Source organism: Candidatus Jordarchaeum sp., from assembly GCF_052745115.1.
Window position 1 is genome coordinate 1 of record NZ_JBRAKS010000046.1, and the last position, 16,374, is coordinate 16,374.

General features: G+C 39.5%; 16 protein-coding genes. 7 read left to right on the forward strand and 9 right to left on the reverse strand.

The annotated features are described in order from the left end of the window. Positions 1-217 precede the first annotated feature (217 nt). A complete protein-coding gene (locus ACUVXA_RS05130) occupies positions 218-445 on the reverse strand; it encodes an ArsR/SmtB family transcription factor (RefSeq protein ID WP_445870169.1) in 228 nt (75 codons plus the stop codon). A 380-nt stretch (positions 446-825) separates the two neighbouring features. Between ACUVXA_RS05130 and ACUVXA_RS05135 the strand changes: the two genes are divergently transcribed. After that, positions 826-1,695, forward strand: a complete 870-nt coding sequence (locus ACUVXA_RS05135; RefSeq protein WP_445870170.1) for an RIO1 family regulatory kinase/ATPase domain-containing protein — start codon at positions 826-828, stop codon at positions 1,693-1,695. A gap of 157 nt (positions 1,696-1,852) precedes the next feature. Further along, positions 1,853-3,916, forward strand: a complete 2,064-nt coding sequence (locus ACUVXA_RS05140) for a DUF460 domain-containing protein (protein ID WP_445870171.1) — start codon at positions 1,853-1,855, stop codon at positions 3,914-3,916. A 75-nt stretch (positions 3,917-3,991) separates the two neighbouring features. Here ACUVXA_RS05140 and ACUVXA_RS05145 read toward each other — a convergent pair whose 3' ends face one another. After that, complete coding sequence (locus ACUVXA_RS05145; protein WP_445870172.1) at positions 3,992-4,282, reverse strand: LSM domain-containing protein; 291 nt, start codon at positions 4,280-4,282, stop codon at positions 3,992-3,994. A 262-nt stretch (positions 4,283-4,544) separates the two neighbouring features. Between ACUVXA_RS05145 and thiC the strand changes: the two genes are divergently transcribed. Beyond that, complete coding sequence (gene thiC, locus ACUVXA_RS05150; protein ID WP_445870173.1) at positions 4,545-5,855, forward strand: phosphomethylpyrimidine synthase ThiC; 1,311 nt, start codon at positions 4,545-4,547, stop codon at positions 5,853-5,855. A gap of 246 nt (positions 5,856-6,101) precedes the next feature. Here thiC and ACUVXA_RS05155 read toward each other — a convergent pair whose 3' ends face one another. The 4 genes from ACUVXA_RS05155 to moaC are packed head-to-tail and all read right to left on the reverse strand — an operon-like array spanning position 6,102 to position 9,642. After that, positions 6,102-7,352, reverse strand: coding sequence for a molybdenum cofactor synthesis domain-containing protein (locus ACUVXA_RS05155; RefSeq protein ID WP_445870174.1), 1,251 nt, complete (start codon positions 7,350-7,352; stop codon positions 6,102-6,104). A 15-nt stretch (positions 7,353-7,367) separates the two neighbouring features. Beyond that, complete coding sequence (locus ACUVXA_RS05160; protein ID WP_445870175.1) at positions 7,368-8,624, reverse strand: molybdopterin molybdotransferase MoeA; 1,257 nt, start codon at positions 8,622-8,624, stop codon at positions 7,368-7,370. A 14-nt stretch (positions 8,625-8,638) separates the two neighbouring features. Next, positions 8,639-9,187: a MogA/MoaB family molybdenum cofactor biosynthesis protein gene (locus ACUVXA_RS05165; protein WP_445870176.1), complete on the reverse strand. Its 549-nt coding sequence runs from the start codon at positions 9,185-9,187 to the stop codon at positions 8,639-8,641. Further along, on the reverse strand, positions 9,184-9,642 hold the full coding sequence (gene moaC / locus ACUVXA_RS05170; RefSeq protein WP_445870183.1) for a cyclic pyranopterin monophosphate synthase MoaC: 459 nt from the start codon (positions 9,640-9,642) through the stop codon (positions 9,184-9,186). Before moaC ends, ACUVXA_RS05165 begins: the two co-directional genes overlap by 4 nt. A gap of 226 nt (positions 9,643-9,868) precedes the next feature. On the opposite strand from moaC, the gene mobB reads away from it, so the two are divergent. After that, entirely contained in the window at positions 9,869-10,651 is a 783-nt protein-coding gene (gene mobB / locus ACUVXA_RS05175) for a molybdopterin-guanine dinucleotide biosynthesis protein B (RefSeq protein ID WP_445870177.1), read from the forward strand. 83 nt (positions 10,652-10,734) lie between these two features. Next, the gene (truA, locus tag ACUVXA_RS05180; protein ID WP_445870178.1) at positions 10,735-11,547 is read left to right on the forward strand and encodes a tRNA pseudouridine(38-40) synthase TruA; all 813 of its coding nucleotides are present in this window, start codon (positions 10,735-10,737) and stop codon (positions 11,545-11,547) included. Between the two features lie 6 nt (positions 11,548-11,553). Here the strand turns inward: truA and ACUVXA_RS05185 are convergent, their stop codons facing one another. Both ACUVXA_RS05185 and ACUVXA_RS05190 read right to left on the reverse strand, forming a co-directional pair. Next, positions 11,554-12,810: a replication factor C large subunit gene (locus tag ACUVXA_RS05185; protein WP_445870179.1), complete on the reverse strand. Its 1,257-nt coding sequence runs from the start codon at positions 12,808-12,810 to the stop codon at positions 11,554-11,556. 16 nt (positions 12,811-12,826) lie between these two features. Then, positions 12,827-13,786, reverse strand: coding sequence for a replication factor C small subunit (locus ACUVXA_RS05190; RefSeq protein ID WP_445870184.1), 960 nt, complete (start codon positions 13,784-13,786; stop codon positions 12,827-12,829). A gap of 324 nt (positions 13,787-14,110) precedes the next feature. Here ACUVXA_RS05190 and ACUVXA_RS05195 point away from each other — a divergent pair, with 324 nt between their 5' ends. After that, positions 14,111-14,551 (forward strand): Lrp/AsnC family transcriptional regulator, encoded by a 441-nt coding sequence (locus tag ACUVXA_RS05195; protein ID WP_445870180.1) that lies wholly within the window; start codon positions 14,111-14,113, stop codon positions 14,549-14,551. A gap of 231 nt (positions 14,552-14,782) precedes the next feature. Further along, positions 14,783-16,123, forward strand: coding sequence for a glutamine synthetase family protein (locus ACUVXA_RS05200; RefSeq protein WP_445870181.1), 1,341 nt, complete (start codon positions 14,783-14,785; stop codon positions 16,121-16,123). Between the two features lie 59 nt (positions 16,124-16,182). Here the strand turns inward: ACUVXA_RS05200 and ACUVXA_RS05205 are convergent. Then, positions 16,183-16,374 (reverse strand): hypothetical protein (locus tag ACUVXA_RS05205; protein ID WP_445870182.1); only part of this gene is annotated, 192 nt, incomplete at its 5' end.

Sequence of the window (16,374 nt, forward strand, 5' to 3'; positions counted from 1 at the left end):
TAAAGTCCAAGAATGGTATTATTTATCATTAAATCTTTCTACTGTTGTGAACCCTCTGCATAGCATTCTGATACGCTTTTAACCAATCCTCCCCTGTTACTACGCCCCTTAAAGAAATTTACATGTATCTTTAAGATATTACGATTAGAATTTTTTCTACCGCTGGCTCGCACACCTTACGAACGCCGTTTGCGACTTGGGCTTCCTGTGTACTTAGTTAACCCATGAGTTCACCGGGTTCGTAGTGGCTCTTCAACAGACCAGCTTTTTCTAGAATTTTTACTTGGGCTGAGACATTTGCTTCTGTTTGTTTTAGTGTTTCTGCTATTCTGCTTACGTCCATTTTTTTCTCTCTGAGGAGTCTTAGGATTTCCCATCTTGTTTGGGATGCGAGGGCTTTTGCGATCTTGGCTACCTCTTCATTTTTAACAGTTAGTTCTGACATTATCTTCACCATTTTATATTTTACTTAAAAAGTATAGTACCTTATAAGTATTTATAAATTTATCCTATTCATTAATAGTTTTTTAGTATATTCTTTGTGTGTTATAATTTGTTATGAAATTAGTCGTTTATATTCTCACTTTTTCTTGTCTTTAGTATAACTTTAAAATGTTCGTATATGTTTAAGTATGTTCATTTTACCTTTTTTCTTTTGATTAAATCTTCTATCAAATTTCTTAATTTGATTATTTTTGTGCAAAAATAACCATTTTTTAATTTTAACTTGTACTAAAAGGATATAACTTTAATAAAAATAATTTAAAATAGGCGTTCTCTTAGATTTTAATAAAATAAATTTTTTTTATTCTTTTGGTGTTATGAATGGAGAAAACTATTGAAGCGTTCAAGCAGCTTGAGTCTGAAGACTTTCGAGTATTACAAATTATTGAAAGAGGGATGAGTAAGTATAAGCAGGTCCCCATCGATTATATTGTGAAATTGTATAAGCAGAGTTTGAGTGAAGCTGTTTACAGATTAGACCGCTTGCATAATCTGAATCTTATTATTCGTTGGACTGGACCTTACGTTGGATATGTATTAACTTTTCCGGGATTTGATAGCTTGGCTCTTGGCTCACTTGTTTCTTCTGATATTATTGATGCCTTCGGTCACACGATCGGTCTGGGAAAAGAGTCAGATGTTTATGATGCTTTAACTTCATCCAAAGAGAGAGTTATAATTAAATTTCATAGACTTGGTCGAACTAGTTTCAGACAAGTACGTAGGTTGCGTAACTATGTTGGTAATAAGCGTCATTCTTCTTGGTTTTATGCTAATATTGTTTCGGCAGAAAAGGAGTTTGAAGCTCTCAAAATTCTTTTTGAAGCCGGGGTTAGCGTTCCCAGACCCAGAGGCCATAATAGGCATACGGTGGTTATGGATTTTGTTGAGGGTGATGAACTATACCTAATAAGAGAGTTACCTAATCCGCTCAAAATCCTCAATGAAATTTTGGATAATGTAAAATTATCATATGAAGCAGGTGTGGTTCATTCAGACCTTAGTGAACATAATGTTATTGTTAAACCTGATCTTCACGTGGTTTTGATTGACTGGCCGCAGTGGCTAACAACTGCCCATATCGCTGCTTTACAGTATTTGCGCAGGGATGTTTATAATATATTGCGTTTTTTTGAGAGGCAATTCGGCATAAAGGTAGATTTAGAAGAAGTTTTGAAAAAAATTGGCTGAAATTAAAACAGTTTTTAAAGGTTTAAACTTAATCTTCAGGGTATTTAATAAAAAAAGTGTTTATCATAAAGATAAAGGTAAAAAATTATGATACTAATTGTTAATTTGAGGAAGGGTAATTTAGTGTTCGTGTTCCGAACCCTATTGGTGGTTTAAATTGTTAAAAAATGCGTCGAATTCCCAGATTCTTGGTGTTGATATTCTGCCGATGAGTTCCCCCTCTTCTTCCCAAAATAAAAGGTACGTGGCCTTTTTATTAAGTAGCAAAGGTAACCAAAAATTTGAGAAACTAAGCTTGAGAGAACTCCTAAAAACTATTATTGATATTAAACCGGATATTGTCGCATCGGATAACATTTTCGAATTTGCTCCAGACCAGAGGGGCATAATTTATCTTATTAGACGGTTTCCCCCAGTCACCAGACTAGTACAGGTCACTGGTTCACCAGCAGAGGGTATGGAACCACTAGCTACAATAGCGGCAAGGTACGGGTTAATTGCATCTTCGAAACTGAGTCCAATTGAGGCTGCTGAAGTCTGTGCTCGGCTCGCTGCTAAGAATGTAGGTTACGTTGTCTGCGCTTTTGAAGATGAAACAAAGATTATTGTTTCTCGAAGCAGAACTTTGGGGCCTGGTGGTTCTAGTTCTGAGAGATTCCGGAGAAGGCTCCACGCCATGGTTTTACAGACCACTCAAATGATCGGAAAAATTCTGGATGATGCTGAAATAGACTATGACCTTTACACTCAGGAATCTGAACATGGTTTAAAGCAAAGCAAATTTCTAGTATATGTCGAACGGACAAAACTTGAGAAATTAATTAAACCTAGCAAAGGGCGTGATGTTCAAGTTAAGATTGAACCGGTGGTTCTTGACAAGTTAGAATGGCTACCTCTAATTCCCAAAGATAGTGCACCGGTATCTAAAAGAGGTTTAATTCTGGGAATAGATCCGGGTATGACCTGTGGTCTAGCTGTGTTAGATCTGAATGCAAATTTACTTCTCTTACGTAGCGAGAAGGAACTTACTCGTAAAAAGATTATTAGGGAGACCGCAAATTTTGGAGTTCCTGTCTACATAGCTTCAGATGTCTATCCCCCACCGGAATTTGTGAAAAAACTATCTAACTCCGTTAATGCTAAATTATATACTCCCTCCCATACTTTGAGTGTCACCGAGAAGAGGGAGATGACCAGGAAGTTTTTGGAGGGAAAGAATCTAAAGGTTAGGAACTCCCACCAGCGTGATGCTTTAGCCTCTGCTATAAAATCTTACCAGCAATTAAGAAACAAGTTCGAGCAGGTAGAAGCGCACGTAAAACAAATGAACGTGGACGTTCCTCTGGATCAGGTTAAAGCTTCTGTCGCTAAAGGAGTATCAATAAGTGAGGCTATAACCTCGTTTTTGAGTGAAGAAGAATTTGAAGATGAAACAGAGGAAACTATGGTAGTTGAGGAAATTTCTGAAGAAGTAATTGATAAACTCAAAAATAAACTAGACCAGTACCGGTTAAAATTGAGGAGGCAGAGAGAAAAGATTCAAAGACTAGAAGAACAAGTTACAAAATCCCAAAATACTATTCAGACTCTAAAGGACGAGATTAAATCCTTGTATAGTCAAATAGAATCGCTACGGTCTGAGGACTTGGCAGAAATCAAGCTTGACCGTGTGCACGCAAGATATCAAGAGGAGAATGCTAGACTAAAAGCAGAGTTGGTTAAATTAAAAAACGAGTTAGCCTCAGTCAGGCTTCAATTCTCAGGTCTTAGAAGAATGAAACTTATGGAGTCCCGGGGAATAGTGTATCCTTTAAAAATTGTTAAATCTTTTAACCAGGAAGAAATTCGCAAAACAGATGAACTGCTTGGAATTAAAGCCGGGGACATAATATTTCTCCAGGATTCTACTGGAGGTGGGCGACAAGCGGCTGAACTACTGATACAAAAACGAATCCTAGGGGTTATCTGTGGGTCCGGAATGTCACACATCGCCCTAGAAAAATTTGTAGAAGCGGATGTACCTATTATTCCATTCGAAGACCTTAAAATAAAACAGGTAGACGAATTCGCTGTTGTAGATAGAGACGAGTTGGATAGTGTGCTAGGAAAATATAAACAGAAGACACTGGAAGAGAAGAAAGCCCAAGCCGAGCAACTGTTAGAAACCGTTGTCAAACAGTATAGAGAAGAAAGGCAGCGTGAATTATCAGATAACCATTAACTTTCCTCCCCATTAGCAAACAAAACATAAATCGAATTTGTTCTAATCGAAAAGTAGTGTTATAACTTTCTGATTTTACTTTTTCGCTTTGATATCTTTAGGTTTTTCTTTGGATTCATATTCAAGAAAGTCAAGAGCTCCAGCATCTGGTTTTATGAATAGAATGTTGTTACCACGAATGAACACTTCACCAAATTTGGCTATAGGTTGTTCGCCATCAAGTTCCTCAGCGCTTGTAAGACACAGATTCATGTAGCTGTCGCAGTGTGTTAGTCTGCCTTGAAATGTTTTTCCATCTTTTAGTTTGACCTGAACCACGTTATTTATTGATTTTAGAAGAATTTGTAGTGGTTGACGTTCAGACATTTTTTTCAACTCCAAAAAACACAAAATAATTGATGAACATAATTTTTAAACCTATCCTTATGCTTAAAAATGTTTGCTGACTTCCTCCCTTTTCTATTTAAGCCTTTAAATAGAAAATGAACTTCTTAATCTCGGTTAAAATAATAATTTATTTCAATTTGGAAATATTTTTAATTTAGTATTCGTTTACTTAGGTGAAGATTCAAATGAGAAAACTTAAAGAGACTGACTATTTTTTGTAGGTTAAGGGAGTGTTGACAACTTGACTACACAGACCCAATTAGCGAGAAAAGGCGTCATAACAGATGAAGTAAAACAGGTTTCAAAAGACGAAGAAATCCCAGTGGATAAATTGTTAAAACTGTTAACGTCTGGAAAGGCCGTTATACCCCGAAATATCAAACGAGAAAACCTTAAGCCCATAGGAATAGGAGAAGGTCTTCGCACAAAAATAAATGCAAACATCGGTTCATCCGCAGATTTCATCGATCCAGACTATGAGCTCAGAAAAGCTAAGATCGCAGTGGAATACGGAGCAGACACAATAATGGACCTAAGCACTGGAGGCGATATTGACGCCATAAGAAGAAAAATTATCAAAAACACCGACGTCCCACTAGGTACGGTGCCAATCTACCAAGCAGGAATAAGGGCCGGAAAAACCAAGGGAGCCATAGTAGACATGGACGAGGATGACATGTTCAACGCCATCGAGAAACACGCCGAAGACGGAGTAGACTTCATGACCGTCCATGTTGGTGTAACTAAAAAAATTGTAGAACTTCTCATCAAACGTAAAAGAATAATTCCCATGGTAAGCAGAGGAGGAACTTTCCATGCCGCCTGGATAATACACCACAACAAGGAAAACCCATTGTACTCAAACTACGACTATCTCTTAGAACTAGCAGAAAAATATGATTTCACCCTTAGCCTGGGAGATGGGCTCAGACCTGGCTGTATACATGATGCAAGTGATGAGCTACAAATTCAGGAGCTTTTGACAATAAGCGAACTGGTGGAGCGAGCAAGAGAGAAAGAAATACAAGTAATGGTAGAAGGTCCGGGGCATGTTCCAATACACCAAGTTGCAGCCAACGTTCGAATCCAAAAAGCCTTGTGCAAGAATGCCCCATTTTACGTCTTAGGTCCTCTGGTAACAGATCTAGCACCGGGTTATGACCACATAGTTGGAGCTATTGGGGGCGCAATAGCTGCTATGGAGGGAGCTGACTTTCTGTGTTACGTTACTTCCGCCGAACATCTGGGTCTACCTGACGAGGAGGATGTTAAGAGAGGTGTTATAGCTTCAAAAATCGCAGCCCACGCAGCAGACATTGCAAAACTCGGAGAGAAAGCATCTAAATTGGATGATGAAATGGCTCAAGCCAGAATTGCTATAGATTGGGAAAAGCAATACGAGTTATCATTAGATCCCATAAAAGCACGTCAATTCCATGAACGAGTTAAGGCTAAGGAACCCAAGTCTTGTACAATGTGTGGTGAATACTGCGCAATGAAGATAATCTCAGAGGCTCTTAATGAGCCGGGGCTCGAAAAACTAAAGTGCTGAACACTGTGTACGCATTAAAGAATACTGTGTGTATTTATCTCGGTAAATTGAAAAAGGATTGTTATTCTCCTTTTTGCCAAACGGAGGTTTCCATTCGCTTTTCTTTCAGGTCTCGTGCGGAAAGCAAAAGAAGGAAGCATTAAGCTTCTTTTCGATTTTCCAGCAATTATAGGGGATATCTGAAATTTGAGCTAAATACATACAGAATACTAAATTTTTTAAGCGGCTTTTGGTCAATACTATAATCTAAATCGGAGAATGGAATAAGTAAACGGTAACTTCTTCCCTCTCGGGAATGAACTGAACTTCTGGTTTTATCTCTATATATCCCTGTGAATATGCTAGTGTCGTTATGGCTTCTGAACCTGTGGGAACTGGATAGGCAATAAGGCCTTCTTTTTCGTGTTCGAGTCGGACCGGTTGGAAGTTAAACCTTCCTCTTTCTGAGTATATTCTCTGTCCAGTTATAGCTTTGGATTGGGGTCTGCTTGTTGGAGGTAGCCCCGCCCATCTGCGGATTTGAGGTTCCACAATGTTATAATATACCATAAGTGCTGACGTAGGATATCCGGGCAACATGAAGACCGGTTTTCCATTGTACACGGCTATAGCTGTTGGTTTTCCTGGTTTTATTGATACTCCGTGAATTAGAAAATCCGCCTTGCTCACTTCACGAAGTGCAGTAGGCACATTGTCCCCTGGTCCCTTTGAGGTTCCTCCTGAAAACACTGCAATATCCGTGTTTTCTAAAGCGTACCGAATAGCTTTAATTAACTCGTTTTTATTGTCTGGAATGACTCCTCTAAAGACAGGTTCTCCTCCCGATTGTTTAACGGCTTGGGTTATAGTGATTGAGTTTATATCGTAAATCTTTCCTGGTTCCATTTCTGTTCCTGGACTTATTATTTCGTCTCCTGTACTTGCAACCATTACCAATGGTTTGGAGTAAACCTTTACCTCGGTTACCCCAGTTGCTGACAGGACTCCAAGGTCTTGAATGTTTAGTACGGTTCCTTTACTCAGTAGTTTCTGATTCTCTTTTATGTCTCTACCAATTTTGATCACGTTTTCCTCTGGAGAAACAGGGCGGTAAACTCGAACCTGGTTTTCTTCCTCCTCGGTGTATTCAACCATCACAACAGCGTCCGCACCTTCTGGTAACGGCGCCCCGGTGGCGATTTTAACACATCCTCCTACCACTGTTTTTGGCCCACTTTTCTCTCCTGCTCTTATTTCTCCTAAAAGTTCAAATGTTTTGGGTTCGTCTTCCTCTGCCCCGAAAGTGTCACTTGCTTTGACTGCGTATCCATCTCTTGAGGCTCTTTTGAAATGGGGCACATTTATTGGTGAAAAAAAGTCTTCAGCCAGAACTCTTCCGAAGGCTTCGTTTATACTAATTTTTTCAGTTCTTCTTTCTATGCTAATTTTGGATAATTCTCGGAGAACCTCTTCCAGAGGGGTTGTGGTGTAAAAACTCTTAAGTGTTTCTTTTACCATTTTCAAACTCTCCATTTAGACAACTATGTGAGGAAACAGGGCCACTCTTACCCGCTCTCCTTCATTTATACCCTCCACGTTTTCTGGAATCTCAACAATTCCATCAGCATTTACCATGCTACTAACAACCCCCGAGCCGCCAGCTCTTAAAGGCACTGCCAAGATTCCTTCATCTGTTTCCTCAATTTTTACTCGGACAAAATCTCGTCTACCCAGAGTTGAGGCAACCTTTCGCGACATTTTTGCCTCAATGAAAATACGGGGGTCTAGTTTCTCTGCCCCCAACATTTTTCTTATTGAGGGTGCCACAAACACTATGAAAGCCATCATAGTCGCAACTGGATAACCCGGAAGAGAGAAAATCGGCTTTCCTTTCAGAAAAGAAACCGCAGTGGGGCTTCCAGGCTTCATGGCTACCCCGTGGAAAATCAACTCCCCTTTTTTCTCGAGAAGATCTGGCAGATAATCATATTTTCCAACCGAGGTTCCTCCCGAAAAGACCCCCATATCGTACTTCAAAGCTTCCTCTATAGCCCTTTCAAGTTCCTCAGGTATATCAGGAACAATTCCCAGTAGTTTAGGCTCACCGCCGTAAACCCTGACCATAGAAGCTAGGGTGTAACTATTTGTGCTTATTACCTGCCCAAGTTCCGGTGCTTTATCAATATCCACAAGTTCACTTCCGCTTGAAACAATTGCCACCCGCGGTCTTTTAGCCACCTTTACCTCTGCTATTCCACACTGTAGAAGCATTGTTTCCTCCTGAGGTCTTATCTGTTTTCCATTGCTTAGTATCTTTTGACCTTTTTTTACGTCTTCTCCAAGCTTGGAGACATTTTTGCCCGGGGTAACTGGGCTGTAAACCTCTATTTCCCCATCGATACGCTTAGTGTATTCAACCATTACCACTGCATCTGCATCAGAAGGTATTGGTGCTCCGGTAGCGATTTGAGCTGCTTCCATCTTCGATACTTTAAGATTTGGTGGCTTCCCTACCCTCACTTCCCCTATTACTTTTAATTTTATAGGACTGTGTTGGCTGGCGCCAAAGGTGTCCTCTGCTATGACGGCGTAGCCATCCATCGCAGATCTGTCAAAATGGGGAATATTCCTGGGAGAATAAATATCTTCATAGAGGATTCTTCCCAAGGATTCGGTTACCGGTACTGTTTCTGGCTCAGATCTTTGAATTCTTGTAATAATCCTGTTTAGAGCGTCGTTAACCTTGGTATATTCCATAAACCCCCTCATGCGTACGCTCTCTGTATTCAAATTAGTTCTCCTCCTTATTTTGTATCTTTTCCTCTCTTCTTCATATGGCTGATAATGTGTTCGATCTCTGGAAGAATAAACTTACTGAGGGCTGTGTGCACCGCGTTGGGAGAACCCGGCAAACAGAAAATAACCGCTCCTCGGTATGTTCCCGCCTCTGCTCTGGTTAACATGGCTGCGGTTCCAATCTCCCTATAACTTTCAAATCTGAAGAGGTCTCCAAAACCCGGTATCTTCTTTTCCAAAAGAGGACTCAGAGTTTCAATAGTTATATCTCTTGGAGAAAGACCGGTTCCCCCACTAGTTACTACCACCTGTATTCCTTTTCCCATTAAGTCGTTTACTGTTTTGAGTATGGGTTCCGCTTCATCGGGAACAAAAGAAACTGATACCAGTTTGTGACCTGCCTCTTTTATCATATTCTCCACAATACGTGCGGTTTCATCGCTGCTTTGAGCACCGTTTTGGATCTCCCGGTGGCGAGTGTCACTAATTATTATTAAACCAAAGTCGAGGGGTCCAGTGAATATTCTGTGTTTTTTGTGAGGGCTTTCGGGCTTCAATCTTTTTCTCCCTCTGAGTGTCTTTTTGGTGGAGATTTGATTTTACTCACCACTTTTATTTCCTCTATGACCGTATCCGGATACTGTCCTTTTTCATCCTTTTCGTAAGGTTTAACCATATCCCACACTGTAAGCAGTGCTACTGAAGTAGCAACTAGTGCTTCCATTTCTACCCCTGTTTTAGCCAATGACTGCACAGTGGATTCAACTATAACTTTGCTGTCTCCGATTGTAATTTGCACATCAACTTTAGTTATCGGGATCGGATGGCATAACGGCACTATCTCGGGGGTTTTCTTAGCCGCCAGAATACCTGCTATCTGAGCGGTGGTGACGACATCCCCTTTTCCTAGTGTTTTTTCTCTAATTCTTTGAATGGTTTCTGGTTTTAGCTTGATGATGCCCTTGGCCTGTGCAATACGTAGAACATCTTTTTTTTCGCTGATATCTGCCATATCTATACTCAAAGAGTTCCATCCTCCGAGTATATCATTAAATCTATAGAAAATGATGTTTTTAAGAAATAAAAACTATTCTAAATAGCTTTTTTCTTCTAATCGAATCAAAACTTTGATTTATAGGAGATAGTTATCCTTTTAATAATATGGAAATTAATACGTTTATTATCAATACTCAAATTATGATATTTTTTAATCTCTTAAAACACTTGGGAGGAATATTATGATATTCCAAATAGTTGGATTCCAGAGACATGTAGGTAAAACCTCAACTGCAGTTAGTTTAATCGAAGAGTTCAAAAAAAGAGGGTTTCGCGTAGCCGCCATAAAACATGCACACAAATATGAGGTAAGTCAAGATACAAGAGGTGCACTAGACTCAAAGGATACAGAAAGATATCTAGAAGCGGGAGCTGATGCTTGTGGAGCCCTTACCGATAGGAGTTTTGTTCTAATCACGCCGGAAAAATCTTTAGATGGGGCCCTAAATATGATTGCTCCTTTTGCTGACATCATGATTTTAGAAGGCTTCCGTGAGGAAAAATATCCAAGGATAATTGCGGCAGAAACCGCAGATCAATTTTTTGATCTCTACATTGAAAAACTGGTGATAGCGGTTACCGGATTAATAACGGGAAATGAAACAGAAAAAGAGAAGGTAATAGCGGTTCATCCAGATATTCCAATAGTTTCTAAGGGATCTGAGCTAGCTGAATTGGTTCTCTCAAGACTGGTGGATGAAGTGGTTAACAGGTTAGAAAAGAAAACATGCGCAGTTTGTGGGTATCCAAATTGTGACGAGTATGCCAAAGCTCTGATACGAGGGGAAGCCAAAATAACTGCCTGCCCCCAGAACGCAGCCCAAGCAGTATTATATATCAACGGGAAAAAAATTGGTATTAATCCCTTCGTACAAAGAATTTTAAGCGCCACAATCCAGGGAATGATATCAACTTTAAAGAATATAAAAGAACCCGAAAAAATTTCCATTCACCTAAGAATTTGAATCGAAAAAATTTCTTAGAAATTGTAAATTGAAGAATTTTTATTTCGCTTTTAATCAGTGATAGGTTAGGAGACGAGGATCAGTTGCGTTATGCGGTTAGATTGGCATATCTGGGTCGAGACTACTCTGGTTTCCAGAATCAACCTAATATGAAAACGGTTGAAGGAACTTTACTCAATGCTCTAGAAAAAATAGGCTGGATAGATAATCCCCAAGATTCAAAATATAATTATGCAGGGCGTACCGATCAGGGTGTAAACGCTCTTAGCCAGACCATCGCTTTCAACACCCAAAAAAAGTTAATTCTACCCGCCCTAAACACCAACCTTCCCAAAGATATGCGCTGCTGGGCTTATTCCCCGGTTCCCGAAGAGTTTGATCCCCGCAGAGACGCCCTACTCCGTACCTACAAATACTACGCTATTCATGAAGGCGAAAATTTTAAAGTGATGAAAAAGGCAACCTCTCTATTAAAGGGGACCCACAATTTTAAAAATCTGTGTACCCCGAAGCCGAACGAGAGAACCGTAAGAACATTATTAGAATCAAAAATTGAAAAGAAAGGCGATTTACTTATTTTCACTTTTACCTCCAAAGGTTTCCTTTGGAAAATGGTACGTAAAACGGTTACTATTCTTCGTGAAATTGGTTTGGGTAAAAAACCTTTACCATATCTTAAAGAGTTATTGGATCCGAATTACCAGCCTAGAGGAGGGATATCACCAGCGGAGCCCGAAGGACTAATTCTATTAGATGTAAAGTATCCCTTCGATTTTATTGTGGATGAAGTGAGTAAAACAATGTTTTTAAAAGAACTGTATAAAAACTATATCCGCGAGAGGATAAGAGTCAAAGTGTATTCGGTAATTATGTCAGAGCTTGAAAAGACTCGGTAATTTTCTCTATTCTTTTAACTCTTTTATTATCTTATTGTAAGTCTTCTTATCGCCCGCAATTTTTTCGATAAGCTCGTCCTCGAACTCAAACCACTTAGATATCTTAGCCGCAATTTTGGGATCGGCTTTGAAAATAACTTCCAAATACGGAAGATAATACTCAACTCCTCCAGACGAGGAGATATGGCATTTGCTCCCTATTCTCATTCCGATGGATGATAGCTTGCTGCGTGTGGATCTGGTTCTGCTCAGATTTCTTATCCAGCTAGGAAATTGATACTTAACGTAGCCTGCTTTACTAACTTCTCTTGATAAAGAAACACCAGCAGACATGAGTTCAAAAACATAGGAAAGCAAACCCCAGTGTTGTCTGTTTCTAATTCTACCAAGAAAAACATCTGCCCTAGATATCATGTTATAAGCGTTACTGAGTTCTTTCGGCTCGCTCATATGCTGTGAAATATTTTCATTAATCCAGTGTATCATCATCTCATAATCCACATCAGTCGATGAGATTTCATTAACAATTTCACGGGCATCTCTCTCCCTGAACACTTTAGCGAGTACTTCAAATATGCTTTTTATCTTGTCTCGCGAATATAACGCCACATCTTCCATTGTTAATTCAGTTTTGTTCTGGCTTAACGCCTGTAAATCATTAATTGCAGCCCGCAAATCCCCCTCAGAATTATTAGCCAAAGCCTCTAAAACAGAATCATCCACCCGAACACCCTCTAGTTCAGATATTCTCCCGAGCACTTTGCTGATTGTGGGCGTGCGTATTTTGTTGAAAGGGATCATATAACAGTATTGCCGTAGGGATAAGAATTTGGGATCCCAAGGATTATTCGCCGTAAGCACAATGGGATGCTCAGAATTCCTAATCACTGATATTATAGCCCCTACCCCGCCTCTATCCTCCACTCCACTCAAGCCATCTATCTCATCTATTAATATTACCTTACCCTTAACTGGGAAAAGAGAACTCATAGTTGCCGCAGAGCCCACCGTACGTTGAATAATCTCCAAGTTTCTCTTATCACTTGCATTAACCTCCACAATTTCCAAGTCCAAATCATTGGCTGCTGCATAAACAGAAACCGTTTTACCATTCCCAGGAGAACCGTAAAGCAGTAGAGCCTTCTTATCCATGTGTCTCCTCCAATTCTTCAGGAAGTCCACTAGTTGGGCTACTGCTTTATCATTTCCCACAACTTGGGATATATTGGTGGGTTTATACTTTTCAGTCCAAGGTAAACTCATTTGACCACCATTAAACCTACTGAGTTTTTCCCATATCTTGGCCCACTAGGCTAAATTGAGCGAGTAGGGCGCTTAACTGAATCTCCTCATGGGCACCCTCACTTATCCGAAAATCAATTTCACCCACTATGTCCGCTATACGCACCTTCCACACTTCCGGAATGGCTATGTTGAAGGTTTCCCTATGCACCTGCCTAACAACATCAATTCCTGAAAGACCATAGTTTATCAAAAGTTCGTGCAATTTTTTCCTAGATTGAACAAAATTGCCACTTAGTGCTAATTCCAACATCTCCCTAACTTCCTCTGGTCTCGCTTTACCTGTAACTTTGTAGACCGAGTCTGCGTTTACTGATTCACCAAGAGCGGAGGAAGCCTGAAGAGTGTTTATCGCCTTACGCATATCCCCCTCAGAAACATACAGAACCGCCTCAATCCCATCATCCTCAAGTTTCACCCCCTCTTTCTCAGAGATGATTTTAAGCATACCAATGATATCCTCTCTTTCAAGGCGAGGGTAGCGGAACAAAGCACACCGAGACTGTATAGGTTCGATTATCCTACTGGAATAATTCACAATCAAAATGAAACGACAAGTACGTGTGAAACGCTCCATAGTACGCCTCAAAGCCTGTTGGGCTTCCGTGGTCAGCGCATCGGCTTCATCCAAAACCAGAATTTTAAACGGAATATCCCCCAAGGACATTGTCCTAGCAAAATCCTTAACAGTGGTCCTAATAACATCAATTCCCCTAGCGTCACTAGCATTTAGCTCCAGAAAATTACCCTGAAAATTTTCCCCGAATAAATCCCGCGCAATACAAAGAGCTGCTGTGGTTTTTCCCGTGCCAGGAGGACCTGCGAAGAGGCAGTGCGGTAAGTCCTTTTGGGATACAAATCCCTCTAATCGGTTTACAATCTCTTTCTGGTTGACTATCTCTTTTAGGTGTTTAGGCCTATATTTTTCAGTCCACATTTGTATTTCTTCACTCACTCCAAACACCGCCTAACAAAAGGCAACTATATTACTATTTTACTACTCTTAGAATTTATGGTATTAACCCTTTAAAACTAAACTGTGAGGATAGTTAGAGTTTGAGATAACTGCTACTTATCTAATTTTAAAAACTTTGCATAATTTCTTTCATTTCTCAAAGAATGCTTGATATTTTACTCTTTCCGTAATCAAAGTATAAACTGTTTATTCAATTGTTATGTTGCTTTTGAACATTTGTTCACTTTTTTAGAAAAATATTAAATATTTGATAATTCTTACCTTTTAAAGGTGGTGTTATAATACTTGATAGATAATATCGATAAAAAAATACTCAAAGAACTACTGGCAAATGCAAGGCAATCCCACAGGGAGATAGCAAAAAAGATTGAGGTATCGGTGGGAACTGTGGTAACCAGAACAAAAAAAATGGAAGAAGAGGGGCTAATAAAAGGCTACACCGCAATTTTGGATCATGAAAGGCTAGGATACGAATTAACAGTGGTAACCGAAATCACTGTTTCTCAAGGAAGATTACTGGAGGTAGATAAAGAAATCTCCAAAAACCCGCATACCTGTGCGGTTTACGATGTAACCGGAACCGTGGATGCAATTATTGTTGCCAAGTTTAGAAATAGAAATGAACTGAGTAACTTCACAAAAGGTCTATTATCTATTCCTTACGTGGAAAGAGCCAACACGCATGTAGTTTTAAACACCATAAAAGAAAATTTCGAAATACTATAACCATATTCCCTTCTTTTCTTCATTTAAAATATCAGCAAATTATTAATGGGAACTTCAATTTTTAAATCCCGAAAAAATTATCCTATTTTTATAATGATTTATTAATGAACATATGTTCATAAAAATTGTTAAAAAAGAAACACTTGTTTAAGAAAATGGTAGAAATATTTAAAAATATAACCATAAATGGTATAACATTATACAAAAACAAATGGTTAAAGAGGTGTAAGAATGCAATCCAATGAAGAACTGAAGCAACAAGTAATTGAAAAAGTGAAATCCAATGGCATAAGCCTCATAACCCTACAATTTGTAGACATATTCGGCACCGCAAAAACCTGCGCAATACCCCCCAGAGAAATAGAAGAAGCCCTAGATAACGGCATTGGCTTTGACGGCTCTTCAATAGAAGGATTCGCAAGAATATATGAAAGTGACATGAGACTAATCCCCGATCCTACCTCATTCACAATACTGTCTCCCAGAATAACAAACAAAAAAGTAGCCACAATTTTCTGCGATGTATACCGGGTTGAGGGTAAACCCTTCGAAGGAGATCCAAGACACATTCTGAGAAGAAATCTGGATGAAGCAAAGAAAATGGGCTTCAACTACTATGTAGGACCAGAATTAGAATTCTTCCTCTTCAAATATACAGACGGAATAGAACCGGTTCCACAAGACCACGGTGGCTACTTCGATCTTGCACCTCTGGATCTCGCTTTTGAGGTCCGTGGAGAAGCAGCTGCAACCTTGGAAGATATGGGGATACAGGTCGAAATGGGGCATCATGAGGTGGCACCTGGACAGCATGAAATCGACTTCAGATATGGTGATGCTCTACACGTAGCAGATGCGGTAATAACCTACAAATACGCATTAAAGGCCATTGCAAAGAAGCATAATCTATTTGCGTCTTTTATGCCTAAGCCGCTCTTTGGAGTGAATGGTTCCGGGATGCATGTTCATCAGAGTCTTTGGACTAGAGATAAAAACGCTTTCTTTGATAAGAACGGAAAATACGGTCTTTCTGAAACCGCACTCTACTTTATAGGTGGCCAGTTACAATATATTAAAGAAATACTTTCAATTTTAGCACCTACAGTAAACTCCTACAAAAGACTAATTCCAGGTTACGAGGCTCCAGTCTATATATGTTGGGGACGTAGAAACAGATCAGCCCTAATAAGGGTTCCTGAATACTTTATTGGAAGAGAAAAATCTATAAGAGCAGAGATACGATGTCCCGATTCTTCAACAAATCCCTACCTAGCGTTCGCAGTAATGCTTAAGGCTGGTCTCGAAGGGATCAAGAATAAAATAGAACCACCAGAGCCGGTAGACGAAGATGTTTACGAATTCGATGATGCTCAACTAAAAGAGTTTTACATTGATCAAGTTCCAGGATCACTTGGGGAAGCAATAAGCTTTACAGAAAAAAGTATGCTAGCTAAATCAGCATTAGGAGAACATACTTTCACTAGATTCATTGAAGGAAAGAAGAAAGAATGGAAAGAATTTTCGATGGCAGTTACTAATTGGGAGTGGCAGAGGTATCTGGCGGTACTTTGATTTCTCTACTTAATTAAAACCAGCGTTACAACGTTGGCGCTCACTTTTTGATGATTGTATTAAGGTTTGGTGTGCGCCAATATTCTTTCAAATTCTGTTTTTACCGTATAAGGGAAGTATATGCTTGTATTTTGCTCAACAAGTTTCCCCGAAAAGAAGCGTTTTTTAAGCCCCCGAAACAAAGGAGTAAACAACCACATAATTAAGAACAAAATTAATAGAAAAGGGTGGTGCACATTTTCTAAAAGCAC